Annotated in this window: 17 protein-coding genes; 7 read left to right on the top strand and 10 right to left on the bottom strand. The window is 74.4% G+C overall.

Annotated elements, in window-relative coordinates; genetic code table 11:
- Positions 1-57: 57 nt before the first annotated feature.
- The 3 genes from lipA to OHA91_RS26765 form a co-directional block, all read right to left on the bottom strand.
- Entirely contained in the window at positions 58-1,005 is a 948-nt protein-coding gene (gene lipA, locus OHA91_RS26775) for a lipoyl synthase (RefSeq protein ID WP_031153164.1), read from the bottom strand.
- A 119-nt stretch (positions 1,006-1,124) separates the two neighbouring features.
- Positions 1,125-1,916, bottom strand: coding sequence for a lipoyl(octanoyl) transferase LipB (gene lipB / locus OHA91_RS26770; RefSeq protein WP_031153166.1), 792 nt, complete (start codon positions 1,914-1,916; stop codon positions 1,125-1,127).
- A 76-nt stretch (positions 1,917-1,992) separates the two neighbouring features.
- Complete coding sequence (locus OHA91_RS26765; protein WP_031153168.1) at positions 1,993-2,289, bottom strand: hypothetical protein; 297 nt, start codon at positions 2,287-2,289, stop codon at positions 1,993-1,995.
- Positions 2,290-2,461: 172 nt separating this feature from the next.
- On the opposite strand from OHA91_RS26765, the gene OHA91_RS26760 reads away from it, so the two are divergent.
- Positions 2,462-3,901 carry a hypothetical protein gene (locus OHA91_RS26760; RefSeq protein WP_031153170.1) on the top strand — a complete coding sequence of 480 codons (1,440 nt, stop codon included), beginning with the start codon at positions 2,462-2,464 and terminating at the stop codon, positions 3,899-3,901.
- Between the two features lie 93 nt (positions 3,902-3,994).
- Here the strand turns inward: OHA91_RS26760 and OHA91_RS26755 are convergent, their stop codons facing one another.
- The 3 genes from OHA91_RS26755 to OHA91_RS26745 form a co-directional block, all read right to left on the bottom strand.
- Positions 3,995-5,266 carry an NAD(P)/FAD-dependent oxidoreductase gene (locus tag OHA91_RS26755; protein ID WP_031153172.1) on the bottom strand — a complete coding sequence of 424 codons (1,272 nt, stop codon included), beginning with the start codon at positions 5,264-5,266 and terminating at the stop codon, positions 3,995-3,997.
- A 153-nt stretch (positions 5,267-5,419) separates the two neighbouring features.
- Positions 5,420-6,310 (bottom strand): TIGR01777 family oxidoreductase, encoded by an 891-nt coding sequence (locus tag OHA91_RS26750; RefSeq protein WP_328740181.1) that lies wholly within the window; start codon positions 6,308-6,310, stop codon positions 5,420-5,422.
- 313 nt (positions 6,311-6,623) lie between these two features.
- Positions 6,624-7,295 (bottom strand): VIT1/CCC1 transporter family protein, encoded by a 672-nt coding sequence (locus OHA91_RS26745; RefSeq protein ID WP_328741176.1) that lies wholly within the window; start codon positions 7,293-7,295, stop codon positions 6,624-6,626.
- 176 nt (positions 7,296-7,471) lie between these two features.
- Between OHA91_RS26745 and OHA91_RS26740 the strand changes: the two genes are divergently transcribed.
- Positions 7,472-8,554 (top strand): PP2C family protein-serine/threonine phosphatase, encoded by a 1,083-nt coding sequence (locus tag OHA91_RS26740; protein WP_031153177.1) that lies wholly within the window; start codon positions 7,472-7,474, stop codon positions 8,552-8,554.
- Positions 8,555-8,665: 111 nt separating this feature from the next.
- Here OHA91_RS26740 and OHA91_RS26735 read toward each other — a convergent pair whose 3' ends face one another.
- A complete protein-coding gene (locus OHA91_RS26735) occupies positions 8,666-8,917 on the bottom strand; it encodes a hypothetical protein (protein WP_030032818.1) in 252 nt (83 codons plus the stop codon).
- A gap of 107 nt (positions 8,918-9,024) precedes the next feature.
- On the opposite strand from OHA91_RS26735, the gene OHA91_RS26730 reads away from it, so the two are divergent.
- Complete coding sequence (locus OHA91_RS26730; protein WP_031153179.1) at positions 9,025-9,396, top strand: ArsC/Spx/MgsR family protein; 372 nt, start codon at positions 9,025-9,027, stop codon at positions 9,394-9,396.
- Here the strand turns inward: OHA91_RS26730 and OHA91_RS26725 are convergent.
- Positions 9,393-10,223 carry a class I SAM-dependent methyltransferase gene (locus OHA91_RS26725; RefSeq protein WP_078959409.1) on the bottom strand — a complete coding sequence of 277 codons (831 nt, stop codon included), beginning with the start codon at positions 10,221-10,223 and terminating at the stop codon, positions 9,393-9,395. The genes OHA91_RS26730 and OHA91_RS26725 overlap by 4 nt on opposite strands.
- 1 nt (position 10,224) lies before the next feature.
- The gene (locus tag OHA91_RS26720) at positions 10,225-11,082 is read right to left on the bottom strand and encodes an alpha/beta fold hydrolase (protein WP_408059188.1); all 858 of its coding nucleotides are present in this window, start codon (positions 11,080-11,082) and stop codon (positions 10,225-10,227) included.
- A gap of 159 nt (positions 11,083-11,241) precedes the next feature.
- On the opposite strand from OHA91_RS26720, the gene OHA91_RS26715 reads away from it, so the two are divergent.
- The 3 genes from OHA91_RS26715 (at position 11,242) to OHA91_RS26705 (ending at position 13,764) form a co-directional block, all read left to right on the top strand.
- Positions 11,242-11,703 (top strand): MarR family winged helix-turn-helix transcriptional regulator, encoded by a 462-nt coding sequence (locus tag OHA91_RS26715; protein ID WP_051893306.1) that lies wholly within the window; start codon positions 11,242-11,244, stop codon positions 11,701-11,703.
- Positions 11,700-13,133, top strand: a complete 1,434-nt coding sequence (gene pdxR, locus OHA91_RS26710) for a MocR-like pyridoxine biosynthesis transcription factor PdxR (RefSeq protein ID WP_328740179.1) — start codon at positions 11,700-11,702, stop codon at positions 13,131-13,133. The genes OHA91_RS26715 and pdxR overlap by 4 nt, the downstream gene beginning before the upstream one ends.
- Positions 13,134-13,221: 88 nt before the next feature.
- Positions 13,222-13,764 (top strand): hypothetical protein, encoded by a 543-nt coding sequence (locus OHA91_RS26705; protein ID WP_245240166.1) that lies wholly within the window; start codon positions 13,222-13,224, stop codon positions 13,762-13,764.
- Here the strand turns inward: OHA91_RS26705 and OHA91_RS26700 are convergent.
- Positions 13,757-14,626 carry a Gfo/Idh/MocA family protein gene (locus tag OHA91_RS26700; protein WP_037632932.1) on the bottom strand — a complete coding sequence of 290 codons (870 nt, stop codon included), beginning with the start codon at positions 14,624-14,626 and terminating at the stop codon, positions 13,757-13,759. The genes OHA91_RS26705 and OHA91_RS26700 overlap by 8 nt on opposite strands.
- Before the next feature lie 321 nt (positions 14,627-14,947).
- Here OHA91_RS26700 and glnII point away from each other — a divergent pair, with 321 nt between their 5' ends.
- The gene (gene glnII / locus OHA91_RS26695; RefSeq protein WP_266501907.1) at positions 14,948-15,967 is read left to right on the top strand and encodes a glutamine synthetase; all 1,020 of its coding nucleotides are present in this window, start codon (positions 14,948-14,950) and stop codon (positions 15,965-15,967) included.
- Positions 15,968-16,314: the final 347 nt, after the last annotated feature.

The following is a 16,314-nucleotide window of genomic DNA, read 5'->3' as shown; positions in this document are numbered from 1 at the left end:
GTATTACTCGTTGGTAGCACTTTGTGCGCGACTTCACACGGACGGTCGCGCCGCGCGTCAGACGGTCGCGCGCTTCTCCATCGCCTGCTGGTAGAGGCGGCCGGCCCGGTACGAGGACCGGACGAGCGGCCCGGACATCACGCCCGAGTAGCCGATCTCCTCGGCCTCCTTCGCCAGCTCGACGAACTCGGCCGGCTTCACCCAGCGCTCGACGGGGTGGTGCCGCGGCGAGGGCCGCAGGTACTGGGTGATGGTGATGAGCTCGCAGCCGGCCTCGTGCAGGTCCTTCAGGGCCTGCGAGACCTCCTCGCGCTCCTCGCCCATGCCGAGGATCAGGTTCGACTTGGTGACCAGGCCGTACTCGCGCGCCTTGGTGATCACGTCGAGCGAGCGCTCGTAGCGGAAGCCGGGGCGGATCCGCTTGAAGATCCGCGGCACCGTCTCGACGTTGTGCGCGAAGACCTCGGGGCGGGAGGCGAAGACCTCCTCCAGCAGCTCCGGCACCGCGTTGAAGTCGGGGGCCAGCAGCTCGACCTTGGTGTGGCCGGCCTCGCGACCCGCCGTCTGCTGGTGGATCTGGCGCACGGTCTCGGCGTACAGCCAGGCACCGCCGTCGGCCAGGTCGTCGCGGGCGACGCCGGTGATGGTGGCGTAGTTCAGGTCCATCGTGACGACGGACTCACCGACGCGGCGCGGTTCGTCGCGGTCCAGCGCCTCGGGCTTGCCCGTGTCGATCTGGCAGAAGTCACAGCGCCGGGTGCACTGGTCACCGCCGATGAGGAAGGTGGCTTCGCGGTCTTCCCAGCATTCGTAGATGTTGGGACAGCCGGCCTCCTGGCACACCGTGTGCAGTCCTTCGCCCTTCACCAGGGCCTGCATCTTGGTGTACTCGGGGCCCATCTTCGCCCGGGTCTTGATCCACTCGGGCTTGCGCTCGATGGGGGTCTGGGCATTCCGGACCTCGAGGCGCAGCATCTTGCGTCCGTCGGGTGCGACTGCGGACACGACCGGCTCCCTGTGACTTCGATTGTTCGGGCGCCCACCAGGGTACGCCCGTAATTTCGTACGCTCTTACGTCGCCCAACCTGCGAGCGGCCGGACTCATTCCCGTCGCCGGGAGGTCTCTATGCGGTCTCGATCTCGCGGGGCCGCAACTCGGCGTGCTCCAGTACGTCCTTCAGGTGGCGTTCGACGACCGGGAGCACCTCGGCGATCGTGACCTCACGGCCCAGTTCGTACGAGAGCGAGGTCACACCGGCGTCCCGGATCCCGCAGGGGATGATCCGGTCGAACCAGGTGCTGTCGGGGTTCACGTTGATCGCGAAGCCGTGCATCGTGACGCCCTTGGCGACCCGGATCCCGATGGCGGCCAGCTTGCGGTCCTCGCGCCGCTGTCCGGCGTTGGACGGGGCGTACTCGGGGCCGTTGAGCCGGGGGTCGAACTCCTCGTCGGCGAGCCGCGGGTCGAAGTCGAGGGAGAGGCCGCCGATCTTCGGGCGCTCCTCGACCGGGTCGCCGAGCACCCAGACGCCGGAGCGGCCCTCGACCCGGGTGGTCTCCAGGCCGAAGTCGGCGGCGGTGCGGATCAGCGCCTCCTCCAGGCGGCGGACGTGGGCCACGACGTCCACCGGCCGGGGCAGCTTCATGATCGGATAGCCGACGAGCTGGCCGGGGCCGTGCCAGGTGATCTTTCCGCCGCGGTCCACGTCGATGACGGGCGTGCCGTCGAGCGGGCGCTCGCTGGGGTCGGTGCGCCGGCCCGCCGTGTAGACCGGCAGGTGCTCCAGCAGCAGGCAGGTGTCCTCCATCTCGTCCGCGAAGCGGGCCGCGTGCACCCTGCGCTGCTCTTCCCAGGCCTGGGTGTACTCGACGGATTCCGCTCCGAAGCCCAGACGGACAAACCCAAGCTCAGCCACCGCAGCGCCTCCTCATTGAACCTGCTGTGTGCACGTACTTCACTGAGCAAGGGTACGGCTGCCCGCGCGGGCCCCTTCAGGGCCCCGCTTCCGGCGCCGCGTCGGGCTCCGGCAGGCTCGACGGCAGCTGTTTCGGGCGTCGGCGGCCCTTCGGCGGGCGGTCCGGGTCCTCGTCCGCGCGCGGCAGCCGCCGGTGGCCCTCCGAGTGGTCGTTCACCCAGCCGCACACCCCGCAGGCGTACCGCCCGTCGAGCCCCGCGATGTAGGTGCCGCAGCGCCGGCACTCGGCCTCGGTCAGCTCGGGCGGAGGCAGCGGAGCGGTCGATTCGGGCCGCTCCTCGGAGAGATGTGACGGGTGGTGCCGGCGGGTCATGGCCCGCAGCGTACGCGGGCGGAGGGGGCTAGTCCGTAAAGAGCCCTACCGATTCTGCACACGATCGGATGAATGTGGGGCAGAGAGGGCGGCATGGGCGAAGTTCGCCGCTACATTCACGCCGTTCAAGGGCCGGGACTCCGGTCCGTCACGTCAGGAAACCGTGGAGCCGATGACGGAACGACCTGCCCAGCGCGTCCCCAACCGCCAGCTGGCGGCGCTGATCGCGGAAGCCGGGTTCTCCAACGCCGGGCTCGCCCGCCGCGTCGACCAGCTCGGTCTGGAACACGGTCTCGACCTGCGGTACGACAAGACCTCGGTGACCCGCTGGCTGCGCGGCCAGCAGCCGCGCGGAACCACCCCGGCGCTGATCGCCGAGGTGTTCACCCGGCGCCTCGGACGCCGGCTCTCCGCGCAGGACCTGGGCCTCGACGCCTGCGCCCCGGTCTACGCGGGGCTGGAGTTCGCGGCCACCCCCGAGGAGGCCGTGGACATCGCGAGCGGCCTGTGGCGCAAGGACTCCGGATCCCACGCCGAGCTCCGGAAGATCGCCTTCACCCCGGCCGGGCTGGTCGTGCCCAGCCGGGACTGGCTGATCGGGCGGCCCGACGAGCGCGTGGCCCGGGGCGCGGAACCGGCCGCGGCCCGCGTCCCCCTCCAGGGCCGGGCCTCGGTGCCGCGGCAGCGGCAGATCGACCGGGGGCCCGGGCAGCGCGTGACGGCGGGCGACATCGCCGCGCTGAGATCGGTCAGCGAGCTCTTCCGGACCCTGGACCACGCCTACGGCGGCGGGCACGCCCGCCAGGCCCTCGTGCGGTACCTGGAGCACGAGGCCGAGCCGATGCTGCGGGGCACCTACGGCGAGACCACGGGGCGCCGGCTGTTCGCGGCCGCCGCGGACCTGACCCGGCTCGCGGGCTGGACCTCGTACGACATCGCCGCGCACGGGCTCGCCCAGCGGTACTTCGTGCAGGCCCTGCGGCTCGCGCAGGCGGCCGGGGACCGCCCCTACGGCTCGTACGTGCTGGTCACCATGAGCCGGCAGGCGGTCTACCTCGGGCACGGCCGGGAAGCGGTGCAGCTGGCCCGGGTGGCCCAGCAGGGCGTCGGCTCGGGCCCGCCGGCGGTGGTGCAGGCGCTGCTGCACGCGGCGGAGGCGCGCGGGCACGCGGTCCTCGGCGAGGTCCGGGCGGCGACGGCCTCCCTGGTGCGGGCCGAGCGCGCGCTGGGCGCGGCCAGGCCGGGGGACGACGTGCCGCACTGGGCGCGCCTGTACGACGAGGCGCAGCTGGCGGACGAGTTCGGGCACTGCCACCGGGACCTCCAGCAGTACCGGGCCTCGGCGCAGCACGCGGAGCGGTCCCTGCAGCTGAGGGCGCCGGGGTTCGCGCGGTCGCGGCTGTTCTGCCGGGTGGTGCTGGCCACGGCCCGGCTGGGGCTGGGCGAGCTGGACCAGGCGTGCGCGCTGGGCGCGGAGGCGGCGCAGCAGGCGATGGAGATGCGGTCGGTGCGGGCGGTGGAGTACGTACGGGACTTCGAGCGGCGGCTGGAGCCCTACCGGGACGCGTCGGCGGTGCGGACCTACCGGGACCGGGTGGCGGCGCTGTCCTGACCGCGGCGGGATCCGTCCCCCGGGCCGCCCGGAGGTACGGCAGGGGCCCGGTCCCCTGGCGGGAGGACCGGGCCCCTGGGTCGTGGGTGGTTCTCAGGCCGCCACCGGGAGTGCGGGCTCCGGGGCTACCGGGAGCGGGATGCCCAAGTCGCGCAGGATGGCGCCGCCGGCGCGGCGGGCCGAGTGCAGGGCGCCCTGGACGGTGTTGGTGTCGCGGTGGTCGCCGCACACGTAGAGCCCGGCCAGGACCCGCACCGGGCGGCGCCGGTCGTGCGGCGGGGGCATGGCGGGGACGGCCTCCGGGGTGTGGTGGACGGCCAGCAGCTCCCACTCGCGGGTGCTGGTGTCGTAGAGGCGGGCGAGTCGCGAGGTGACGGTGCGAGTCGGCGGCGGCGGGCCGAGCACGGTCGTGGTGACCAGGCTGCGGCCGGCCGGGGCCCGCGTCGGGTCGACCGCGCTCATGACGGCGGTGTGGGAGACGGGCCAGTTGGGGTCCCCGTCCAGGATCAGCGAACCGTCCCGGGGCAGTGGGCCGGCGGTGGCGTGGTGCAGGACGGTGACCTCGTGGAACGCGGGCACGCGCAGGCCGGGCAGGAGCTCGGCGGCGGCGCGGGCGCCGGTGGCGAGCAGGACGGAGCGGCAGCGGAAGTCGCCGTGCTCCTCGGTGGTGACCAGGTTGGTGGCCACCGATCGGACCCTGATGCCGGTACGTACGGTGCCGGGCGGCAGCCCGGAGGCGAGCAGGTCGGGCAGGGCCGCGGCGCCGCCCTCGGGCACGGCGAGACGGCCGCGGGCGAAGGTGCGCAGGGCCAGGTCGGCGACCCGGCTGGAGGTGGTGAGCTCCGGGTCCCGGAGCAGGGCGGCGAGCAGCGGCCGGAGCACGCCGTTCAGGGTGCGCGACGGCAGGCTCCGGGTGCGCAGGGCCGCGGACGCGGTGCGTTCGGGACGGGCGAGCAGCTTGTCCTCGGGCAGCGCGGCGAGCCTGCCGAGGGCGGCGCTGAGCCGGGCCTGGTCGAGGGATCCGCTGGCCAGGGCCCGGGCGGGGGTGAGGGACCCGGCCCGCAGCTGCCTGCCGTCGGTGTGGACCAGGACTCCGGGCGAGAAGGGGCGCAGGACCAGGGCCCGCAGGGCGTGGGTGCGCTCCAGCTCGCTGTACGCGGTGTTGAGCAACTGGGCGGTCCGGTCGAGCCGGAACCCGTCGGCCGATTCGGTGGCCATCCGCCCGCCGGGATCGTCCGCGGCCTCCAGGACGGTGACCGTGACCCCGGCTGCGATCAGGTGGTGCGCGGCCGCGAGTCCTGAGACTCCGGCTCCTACGATGACGACGTCCGCATGGTGTGCGGCATTGGGTGCGCTGCTGAGCACGTGCCCCTCCCCGAGGTCGGCGCGGCTGTGTGGGGATCCTCCTTCCCCCAACCGGTCGAACGGGAACCCGAGTTCGGCCGGGTATTGCGGACAACTCCGGTCGCACGACGGTCGCATCCGGGTCACGAACGGTCGCACGCGGTCGCACGCGGTTTATTGGAGCGCGGCGCGGATGGCCTGTTCGATGCCGGGGTCGCGGAAGACGAACCCGGACTCCAGGAGCCGGGTGGGGCGGGCGCGCTGACCGCCCAGCACGTCCTGGGAGAACTCCCCCAGCACGACGCGCAGGGCCACGGCCGGTACGGGCAGCACCGCCGGCCGGTGCAGCACCCGGGCCATGGCGGCGGTGACCTGGCGGTTGGTCAGCGGTTCGGGGGCGGTGAGGTTGACCGGGCCGCTCAGCTCCGGGGTGTCGATGATGTGGCGCAGGGCCGCGACCTCGTCGTGGAGGGAGATGAACGGCCAGTACTGGCGGCCGTCGCCGAGCCGGCCGCCGACGCCCGCGCGGAAGAGGGGGAACATCCGCCCCCAGGCCCCGCCCTCCTTGGCGACGACCAGTCCGGTACGGGCGAACGCGGTGCGGATCCCGGCCTCCTGGGCGGGGGCGGTGGCGGCCTCCCACTCCACGCAGACCGAGGGCAGGAAGCCGTGTCCGGCGGGGCTGTCCTCGTCCACGGGGCGGTCGCCGGTGTCCCCGTAGTAGCCGACGGCGGACCCGCTGACCAGGACGGCGGGCGGTTCGTCGAGGCCGGCGAGGGCGTTCGCGAGCGCGGCGGTGCCCAGCACGCGGCTGTCGCGGATCTTCCGCTTGTACGCGGCGGTCCACCGGTGGTCCCCGATCCCGGCCCCGGCCAGGTGCACGACGGCGCCGCAGCCGGCCAGCCCGGCCGGGTCCACGCGGCCGCGCTCCGGATCCCACCGCGCCTCGTCCGCCCCGGCCGGCTCACGCCGCACGAAGCGCACCACCTCGTGGCCGTCGGCCCGCAGGGACCGCACGAGTGCACTGCCGATGAGGCCGGTCGAACCGGTGACTGCGATGCGCATGGGCCCATCCTGCCGGGTCGCTGCGCTGTGCTCGGCGGCTTTGGGGGTGCGTCGTCGGCTTTCGGGTGCGGCCCTGCCCCGGCGGGCGCCATGACACGGCGCTCCGCGCCCGCGCCTCAAACGCCGGCGGGGCTGAAGAAGCCCGCCGGAGCCGCACCCGGCGGCCCGCGGAGGCAAGATCGAGCCCCGCCGGCGACGGAGGCGCGGAGGCCCGGGAGCCGGGCGGAGGCCGGGCCGCCAGGCGGAGGCCGGGCCGCCAGGCGGAGGCCCGGGAGCCGGGCGGAGGCCGGGCCGCCAGGCGGAGGCCGGGCCGTCAGGCGGTCGCGGTGCCGAGCCAGGTGCCGACCGCGTAGGTGACGGCCATGGCCAGGGTGCCGCCGGCCACGTTGCGGGCGACCGCGCGCGGGACCGGGGCCCCGCCGAGCCGTGCGCTGAGCACCCCGCACAGCGTGAGCGCCGCCAGTACCGCGACCACCGTCACCGGCACCCGCGCGGACGGCCCCGGCAGGATGATCGCCAGCAGCGGCAGCAGCGCCCCCACGGTGAAGGCGACGAGGCTCGCGAAGGCAGCGTGCCACGGGTTGGCCAGCTCGTCCGGGTTGATCCCGAGCTCCACGCGGGCGTGGGCCCGCAGGGCGTCCCGTTCCGTGAGCTGCTCGGCGGCCTCCCGGGCGACCTCCCGGCTCAGGCCGCGCTCCGCCAGCAGGTCGGTGAGCTCGTCGAGCTCCGCCTCCGGCTCTTCGGCCAGCTCCCTGCGTTCCATGTCGAGCGCGGCCCGCTCGGAGTCCCGCTGGGAGCTGACGGACACGTACTCCCCCGCCGCCATGGACAGCGAGCCCGCCAGCAGTCCGGCGACGCCCGCCGCCAGGATCGACGCGCGGGAGGTGGTGGCCCCGGCCACGCCGACCACCAGGCCCGCGGTGGAGATGATCCCGTCGTTGGCGCCGAGCACGCCGGCGCGGAGCCAGTTGAGCCGTGTGCTCATCTCCGCGCTGGCCGAGCCGCCGCCGGTGCCGTGCGCCTCGACGTGGGCCCGGCCGGGTGCCCTGCCCGGGCCTTCGTTTCCCGTCACGCCCCCACTGTCGCGGCCCGGAGGGGGCGAAGCCACCCGGCGGGCCGGTCCGGGGTGCGCGGGCCCGGCCCCCGTACCAGGGTGGAGGGGTGAGACGCGGACGCGCTGAGCCGGGCGGGCTGCGCGGCGAGCCACCGCCGCGCTGGGCCCGGATCGCGCCCGCGGCGGCCCTGGTGGCGCTCGTCCTCGCGCAGGCGCTCACGACCGACGTGGAGCTGGGCTTCTTCCTGGCGGGCCTGCCCCCCGTGGCGGCGTTCGCGTACGGGGCGGCCGGAACCGCGATCTTCGCAGCCGTGGTCCTGCTGCTGCTGGGGGTGCACGACATCGGCGTCGCCCAGGCCCGGGGGACGGACCTGGCCACGGTGGCCGTCGTCGGGCTGCTCAGCGTGGTCATCGCCTGGGTCCGCCAGCGCCGGGACGAACAGTTGGTCAGCGTGCGTACGGTCGCGGAGGCGGCCCAGCTGGCGGTGCTGCCGCCGGTGCCGGAACGGGTGGGCGAGGTGCGCTGCTCGGGCCTCTACCGGGCGGCGCAGCGCGGCACGCTCGTGGGCGGCGACCTGTACGACGTAAGGGTGGGGCCGTTCGGGGTCCGGGCGCTGGTCGCGGACGTGCAGGGGCACGGCCTGGCCGCGGTGGCCACGGTGGCGGCGCTGCTCGGCGCCTTCCGCGAGGCCGTGCTCGACGACGCGGAGCTGGCGGCGGTGGCGGTCCGGCTGGACCGGCGGCTGTTGGCGGACGCGGCGGACGCCCATGTGGACCATCCGGAGCTGTTCGCCACGGCGGTGCTGGTGGAGTTCCCGCCCGGGCTGGACCTCGTACGGTTCGTGTCGTGCGGGCATCCGCCGGCGCTGCGGCTGCGGGGTGCCGAGGTCGACGAGGTGACCGTGGAGCCGGGGCCTCCGCTGGGTCTGGGGCTCGCGGGACCGGATCCGCCGAAGGTGGTGGAGCTGCCGGTGCGGCCGGGGGACCAGTTCCTGCTGCACACCGACGGGGCGACGGAGGCCCGGGACGCGGCCGGGCACTTCTACCCCCTGGCGACCCGGGTGCCCGTCCTGGCGCGGGACCCGGTGGGCCTGGTCGGGGCGGTGTGGAAGGACCTGGCGGCCTTCACGAACGGCGGGCCGGGCGACGACGTGGCCCTGCTGCTGCTCTCCCCGGACGGCCGTCCGTGACCGGCTCGCCCCGGGCGGTGCCGCAAGCTCCGCCCCGAAGCTCCGCCCGGGGCCCCGCCCACCGCCCGTGGACGGTCGGCGGGCGGGGCCCCTGCGTGCGGTGAGGCGCCGTCACGACTCCTTGATGAACGCGCGCACCATCTTGCAGGTGACGTTGGACGGCCGGTGGATCCCCGTCCGGACGGCCATCGTCCGGATCTTCCGGTTGGTGGCGCGCTTGGCGTCGTACGTCCCCGAGTCGAGCAGGGATATCGCCAGCCGCATCGCCTTCAGACGGCGGTTGTGGCTCTCGTACCACTCGCGGGGCAGGCCCGCCGGCAGCGGCTTCTTCTGGACGGGCCGGACGGTGCTGGCAGTGGCCATCTACAGCCTCCCAAACGGTAGTTGGCTTCCTGTCGTTCTTCCTCGATTTTACTGGGGACCACTGACAAAAGCCCCTGGCCAGACGGGCCCTGGGTAGGGTTGGGGCCATGGAGATCTGGATCAACCCCGCGTGTTCCAAGTGCCGCAGCGCGCTCACCCTGCTGGACGCGGAGGGCGCCGAGTACACCGTGCGCCGCTACCTGGAGGACGTGCCCTCCGAGGACGAGATCCGCGAGGTGCTGGGCCGTCTCGGGCTGGAGCCGTGGGACATCACCCGTACGTCGGACCCGCTGGCCCGGGAGACCGGCGTACGCGAGCTGCCGCGCGAGGAGACGGACGCGGCGCGGGCCCGGTGGATCACCCACCTGGCCGCGCACCCGAAGCTCATCCAGCGCCCGATCATCACCGCCGAGGACGGCACGGCCGTGGTCGCCCGCACCGAGGAGGCCGTCCGCGAGGCGCTGTCCCGTACGGCCTAGACGCGGCGGGCGATGACCTCCATGCAGGCGCGGTAGCGCTCGCTGACCGAGTACTGGAGCGGCTCGAAGCCGTGCTCCTCCATCAGGTCGTAGAGGCGTCGGCGGCTGAAGTTGTGGAAGTGTTCCAGCTCCCCCCAGTAGGGGTTGGCCTCGCCGGCGTCGAGCAGGCGCCAGACCGAGCAGTCGTAGTGGGGCATCGACGCGAAGATCACGCCGCCGTCCCGGAGCAGGCGGTGCGCGGCGGCCAGTCCCTCACCGGGGTACGGCATGTGCTCCAGCACATCGGCCAGGCTGATCACGGAGTACCGGCCGGGGGCGTCGAGCGCCGTGAGGTCGGCGCAGTGCGCCTGGATGCCGAGCCGGCGCAGGCCCTCCGCCGTCGAGGGCCGCAGATCGAGGCCGTGGGGCTCGAAGCCCCACTCCTCGGCGGTGAACAGCAGCGATCCGTTGCCGAAGCCGACGTCGAGCCAGCGGCCGTCGGGGACGTGGCGCGCGACGCGTTCGACGATGCGCGCCGAGGTGTAGCGGTTCTGCTCGAAGCCGGCGCCGGGCTGCTGGTTCGGGTTGGTCGCGGAGAAGATCTCGGCCGAGACCTCGTCCGAGAAGTAGCCGTCGGTGAAGACGTGCCCGCAGGCGGCGCAGCGCATCCAGGTCATGACCGGTGCGACGACGGGCTTGTAGAGCGGGTGGCGCGAGCAGTCCCCGGTCCTCAGGACGGAGATCTCGGCGTCGGAGCAGAGTGGGCAGGCGTCGTACAGCAGGCGCGGCTGCGGGGACGCGAGCGGGACGGTGGCGGAGGTGGCCGCGAGGGCCGGACCGGCGGACATGTCATGAAAATAGCGACTTTTGCGGTCGAAATACCGCTGACGCGCGGGCCTCGGACCTGACCGGGTCGGAGAGCAGGCGGGCGATCTCGGCGGCGGCCGTCAGGGGCAGCGCGTGATGCGAGACCTCGGGCAGTACGTCGATCCGCGCGCCCGGCAGCGCCTCACGCGCGGCGCGGGCCGCCCGGCCGGGGTCGTGGCAGCGGGCCCGCCCGGCGAACAGCACGTCCACCCTGACGTCCGGCTCCGCGAGGCGGGCGAGGTCCGGGCGCGGGCCGGTGACCGGCCGGGCGGCGGGGAAGCGGGCGGTCTCGTCCTGGAGCCGGAGCCAGGCCGGGTCGAGGGCGGCCCCGCGGGTCTCCCACGAGAGGAAGGAGCGGATCCGCTCCGGGGTGGGCCGCAGGAGCACGGGCAGGGCGCGCAGGACGTATCCGGGGCGGAGTCCCGCGAAGACCTGGGTCGGGTCGAGCAGGACGAGGCGGTCGAGCCCGGCGGACCGCCGGGCGGCGTGGTGGGCGGCGATCCAGGCCCCGTACGAGTGCCCGGCGAGGGTCACCGGTCCGTGCGGGGCGAGCCCGTCGAGCACCGCGTCGAGCCAGTCGGCCAGGTCCTCGGGGGTTCGCGGGGCCCGCCCGGGCGCCGGAACGCTGAGCCCCGGCTCACCCACGAGGTCCACGGCGTGCACGCGGTGGGTGCGGGCCGCCCCGGCGGCGGCGCAGGCGCCCCACACCGCGGAGGTGGCTCCGCCGCCCGGCAGCAGCACCAGCGGCGGGGCGCCGGCCGGGCCGCAGCTGTTGACGCGGGTGAGCCCGTAGGGGGTCGGCAGCTCGACGGCCTCGACCGGCCCGGGCCACCCGGCCAACACCTCGCCGTAGGCGGCGCGGAAGGCGGCGGCAGAGGACGAGCAAGAGGGAGAGGGAGAGGGAGAGGGAGAACGGTGGGACGACGTCCGGGACACGGGCTGCTCCAATGTCTCGCCAGGCGATAATCTCGCTGAACGAGATATTAGGCAGGAGGCGATGTGCACGACAACCACGAGCCCGACAATCTGCAACTGGTGCACCTGCTGCGGGCGGTGACCGTCGATTTCGGCCTGCGCCAGGCGGAGTTCGCCGCCCGCAACGGCATGCACCCCACCGACGTACGGGCCCTGATCTGCCTGCTGGACGCGGCCCGCGCGGCCGAGCCGGCCACGGCCGGCCTGCTCGGCGCCCGGCTCGGCCTCAACTCGGCGGGCACCACCGCCGTGATCGACCGGCTGGAGCGGCTCGGCCACGTGGCCCGGATCCGCGACGAGCACGACCGGCGCCGGATCCTGCTGCGGGTGGAGCCGGCCGCGATCCGCCTGGGCCGGGAGTTCTTCGGGCCCCTGATCGACGGGGTGCTACGGGTGCTGGACTCCTTCGACCCCGCCGAACGGGACACCGTCCGCCGCTTCCTGACGGCCACCCACACCGTTTTCACGTCGGAGCCGCACCCGTGACCGCCGCCACCTCCGACCCCAGCCCCCGCCCCGGCCCCGGCCCCGGCCCCGGCTCGGGCTCCGACCTGCACCTGGACCTCCCCGCCGAGGGCGCCCGCCGCACCGCGCTCGCCCAGGCCCTGCGCAGCGCGGTGCGCAGCGGGCGGCTGGCCGGCGGGACGCGGCTGCCGCCCTACCGGGCCCTGGCCGCCGACCTCGGGCTGGCCCGCAACGCCGTCGCCGACGCCTACGCCGAACTGGTGGCCGAGGGCTGGTTCACGGCCCGGCAGGGTTCCGGCACCCGGGTCGCGGAGGGGGTGGCGGCCGCGCCCGCACCGGCCGCCGGGGCCGGGCCCGCGCCCGAGCGGCCCCGGCACGACCTGCTCCAGGGCAAGCCCGACCCCGCGTCCTTCCCGCGGGGCCCCTGGGCCGCCAGCGCCCGGCGGGCCCTGGCCGGGGCGCCCACCGAGGCCTTCGGGCCCGGGGATCCGCGGGGCCGCCCCGAGCTGCGGCGGGCCCTGGCCGGCTATCTGTCCCGGACGCGGGGCGTGCGTACCGGCCCCGAGAACATCGTGGTCTGCTCCGGTTTCGCGGGCGGGCTGCGGCTCCTCGCGTCCCTGCGGCCCCGGGACTGGGCCGTCGAGTCGTACGGACTCCCCTTCCACCACGGCATCCTGGACGCCGCCGGGGTCCGCCCGCACCCCGTCGCGGTCGACGAGGACGGCGCCCGGACCGGGGAAATCCCCTCCCGGGCCCGTACGTTGCTGCTCACCCCGGCGCACCAGTTCCCGACCGGGTGCGCCCTGCTGCCGGCCCGGCGGGCGGCAGCCGTGGAGTGGGCCCGCGGCACCGGCGGCCTGATCGTGGAGGACGACTACGACGGGGAGTTCAGGTACGACCGCAAACCGGTCGGAGCGGTTCAGGCACTGGCCCCCGAGCACGTGGTCTACGCGGGCTCGCTCAGCAAGAGCCTCTCCCCCGCGCTCCGTCTGGGCTGGCTGGTCCTCCCGGACCCCCTGGTCGGGCAGGTGCTGGCGGCGAAGGGGCTGCGGGAGTCCTGGGCGAGCGCACTGGACCAGCTGGCACTCGCCGACTTCATCGACTGCGGGGCGTACGACCGGCACGTGCGGCGGATGCGCCTGCGCTACCGGCGCCGCCGCGACCAGCTGGTCTCCGTACTGGCCGCGCGCGCCCCGGAGGTGCGGGTCACGGGTATCTCGGCCGGGCTGCACGCCGTGGTGGAACTCCCGCCGGGCCGCGAGGCCCGGGCGCTCGCGGCCGCCCGCGCCGCGGGGCTGGCCCTGGACGGCCTCTCCTCCTACCGGCATCCCGCCGACCGGACCCCGCCCCGCGAGGGGCTGGTCGTCGGCTACGCGGCTCCCCCGGACGCGGCCTTCACCCAGGCCCTGGACGCCCTGGCGGAGGTGACCCGCCGGGCGGCGGGCGGGTAGCGGGCTCCTTCACAACGCCCCCACACGCCGTTCTCGTATGGTGGCCGGAGCGTCGAAAGAGGACATACCGCACCTTAAGGACCCGGTCGTGACCGAGCAGCAGCCGCAGGAAGAGAGCCTGACCACCCGCCCGTCCCACGCGTCTCACCCGTCCCACCGGCACGCGGACTGGATGTTCGGCGGGGTCTACGGGACGGTCCTGGCCAGCGCCCTGATGGCCGCACTGAACCAGGAGGGCGAGGACTTCACCCCCTTCTACGACGCCAGCTGGGTCCTGGTGACGGCGGCCACGGCCGGCCTCGCGCACGGCTACTCGCACCACATGGCCTCCCACCGGGAGGAGGCCGGGGGGCACCGCTGGCAGATCCTGGCCCGGGCCCTGTGGAACGAGTGGCCACTGATCGTGGCCACCCTTCCCACCGTCCTGCTGCTGACCGCCGCCGGGTTCGGCGGCTGGGACGCCTACGACGTCACGGCCGGCGGACTCGGCCTGAACACCGCCCTGCTGTTCGGCTGGGGCTCGCTCACGGCGCTCCGGGTCGGCCACCGGCTCGGCCGGGCGCTGCTGATCGGCCTGGCCGATGCCGCCATCGGCCTCGCCATCATCGTGGCCAACGCCCTCATCAAGTAGGCAGCTGCGCCTCCGCCTGAGCCAGGATCTCCGTCAGCCGGGCGCCGAACTCCGCTCCGCGCGGATCGGGCACGCCCGTCCGGGCCGCGGTGAGCAGCGCGTCCAGGGCCCGCCCGTAGGCGCCCGGCACGTCGCTCCAGCCGGGCAGTTCGTGCACGCCCTCGCTGCCGCGCAGTTCCAGCCCCACCCCGGCGGCCGCCTGCGGGGCGCCCAGGCTGAGCACGGCGGTGCTGGCCGCGCCGGAGGCGTGCCGCAGCGCCAGTTGGACGACGTCGGAGGGGCCTCGGGTGGCGCTGACCTCGGTGACGTCGCCGAGGATCGGGATCAGGACCGACAGGGCATGCGGCCCGACGTCCCACAGTCCGCCCTTGGCCTTGCGCCAGGGCGAGTCGGCGTAGGCGCTGGGCGTGCCGTCGGGCGGGAAGACGGCACCGAGCCAGTGCGCGGCGGCCGTGAACCAGCCGGTGCGGGCGGCCTGCTCGTCGACCCAGCCGGCGGTGGGCTCGGCGAAGCGCAGGGTGAGGAAGACGACGGAGGCGACCTGGTGGCGGGCGACGGCGTCGGCGACGGCCCGGGCGTCCTGCGGCGTCGTCGCGACGGGCTTGTCGAGCAGCAGGTGCCGGCCGGCGGCGGCCGCGCGCACGGCGAGCGGGGCCTGTACGTCGGGCGGCAGGGCGAAGGCGACGACGTCACAGTCGGCGAACAGCTCGTCGGGGTCTTCGTACACCTTCACGCCGTACTTCTGCGCCAGCTCCGCAGCGGCTTCGGGCCTGCGGCCCCACACACCGGCGAACTCGGAGCCGGCGTGCGCGGCGAGCGCGGGGGCATGGGTACGGATCGCCCAGGGGCCGGTGCCGAGCAGCCCGACCCGGGGGCGGGGGTCTGCGGGCGCCTGACCGGCGGCAGTTGGGGCGGTGGTCTCGGCGGGAACTCCGGCGCGAACTCCGGCGCGGTCTCCGGCGGGGCTCAAATCAGACGAAATGCTCACGCGGCCAGTCTGCCCCACCCGGACGGGTGCTCGACCGCCAACCCGCACAAGCCGCCCGACCAGCGGCGTAAACCTCGGTAACACGGGGTTCACACACGGGCAACGGAAGAGAAATCGCGGGCGGGCACGCTGCGGTCAACACCGCAGCGATGAAGCAGCGTCCAGCAGCACCCGCAGAGTCTGAGGATGGGGCCCGTGAGCTACAAGGCTGAGTACATCTGGATCGACGGCACCGAGCCGACGGCGAAGCTTCGCTCCAAGACGAAGATCCTGGCGGACGGCGCCGAGCTGCCGATCTGGGGCTTCGACGGATCGAGCACCAACCAGGCCGAGGGCCACGCCTCCGACCGCGTGCTCAACCCGGTGTTCTCCTGCCCCGACCCGATCCGCGGCGGGGACAACGTCCTCGTGCTGTGCGAGGTCCTGAACATCGACATGACCCCGCACGAGTCGAACACCCGCGCGCTGCTGCGTCCGGTCGCCGAGAAGTTCGCCGGCCAGGAGCCGATCTTCGGCATCGAGCAGGAGTACACCTTCTTCGACGGCGTCCGTCCGCTCGGCTTCCCGGTGGGCGGCTTCCCGGCCGCGCAGGGCGGCTACTACTGCGGCGTCGGCTCGGACGAGATCTTCGGCCGCGAGATCGTCGAGAAGCACCTGGACCACTGCCTGGCGGCGGGCCTGGAGATCTCCGGCATCAACGCCGAGGTCATGCCCGGCCAGTGGGAGTTCCAGGTCGGCCCGCTGGGCCCGCTGGAGGTCTCGGACCAGCTGTGGATCGCGCGCTGGCTGCTCTACCGCACCGCCGAGGACTTCAACGTCTCCGCGACGCTGAACCCGAAGCCGGTCAAGGGCGACTGGAACGGCGCGGGCGCGCACACCAACTTCTCCACGAAGTCGATGCGCGAGGACTACCGCGCGATCATCTCGGCGTGCGAGGCGCTGGGCGAGGGCAGCAAGCCGCTCGACCACGTGAAGAACTACGGCGCCGGCATCGACGAGCGCCTGACGGGTCTGCACGAGACGGCCCCGTGGAACGAGTTCAGCTACGGCGTCTCGGACCGCGGCGCCTCGGTCCGCATCCCGTGGCAGGTGGAGAAGGACGGCAAGGGCTACATCGAGGACCGCCGCCCGAACGCGAACGTGGACCCGTACGTGGTGACCCGCCTCATCACGGACACCTGCTGCACCGGCCTGGAGAAGGACGGCCTGGTCTGACGGCCCCGCCTCCCCCGACACCGACGCCCGCCGCGCCTCCCCGAGGCCCGGCGGGCGTCGTCAGTGCCGGGTGGCACGGCGTCCCCATGACGACAGCGGAGCGGGGTCGCCCACGATGCGATACGCGTGACGGGACTGGACTGGCGCAGGGGGCCGACCGCCGGATGGATTGCCCCGGTTTGCCTGGCGCCCGGCCCGGATCCTGAGACATTGATCCAGGATGCGAGATGCAGCCTGCCCCGGCGGCGGCTCTTCTGCTTGAATGGGGCCATGGCCAGCCACTCGCACACCTCGTCAGGTCGCAGCGACCTCGAGCCGTTCTGGCCGTCCCGTCAGGACCACGACTT

Origin of the sequence: Streptomyces erythrochromogenes (assembly GCF_036170895.1) — a bacterium.
Classification (GTDB): domain Bacteria; phylum Actinomycetota; class Actinomycetes; order Streptomycetales; family Streptomycetaceae; genus Streptomyces; species Streptomyces erythrochromogenes.
The sequence above is the reverse complement of the archived record's forward strand: the minus strand, read 5'-3'. Positions and strand labels throughout refer to the sequence as shown.

Excerpts from the sequence above, each read along its gene's own strand:
- OHA91_RS26765 (WP_031153168.1), bottom strand. The coding sequence starts at position 2,289 with ATGACCCGCCGGCACCACCCGTCACATCTCTCCGAGGAGCGGCCCGAA.
- OHA91_RS26745 (WP_328741176.1), bottom strand. The coding sequence starts at position 7,295 with ATGAGCACACGGCTCAACTGGCTCCGCGCCGGCGTGCTCGGCGCCAAC.
- OHA91_RS26735 (WP_030032818.1), bottom strand. The coding sequence starts at position 8,917 with ATGGCCACTGCCAGCACCGTCCGGCCCGTCCAGAAGAAGCCGCTGCCG.
- OHA91_RS26760 (WP_031153170.1), top strand. The coding sequence starts at position 2,462 with ATGACGGAACGACCTGCCCAGCGCGTCCCCAACCGCCAGCTGGCGGCG.
- OHA91_RS26730 (WP_031153179.1), top strand. The coding sequence starts at position 9,025 with ATGGAGATCTGGATCAACCCCGCGTGTTCCAAGTGCCGCAGCGCGCTC.
- OHA91_RS26725 (WP_078959409.1), bottom strand. The coding sequence starts at position 10,223 with ATGTCCGCCGGTCCGGCCCTCGCGGCCACCTCCGCCACCGTCCCGCTC.
- OHA91_RS26750 (WP_328740181.1), bottom strand. The coding sequence starts at position 6,310 with ATGCGCATCGCAGTCACCGGTTCGACCGGCCTCATCGGCAGTGCACTC.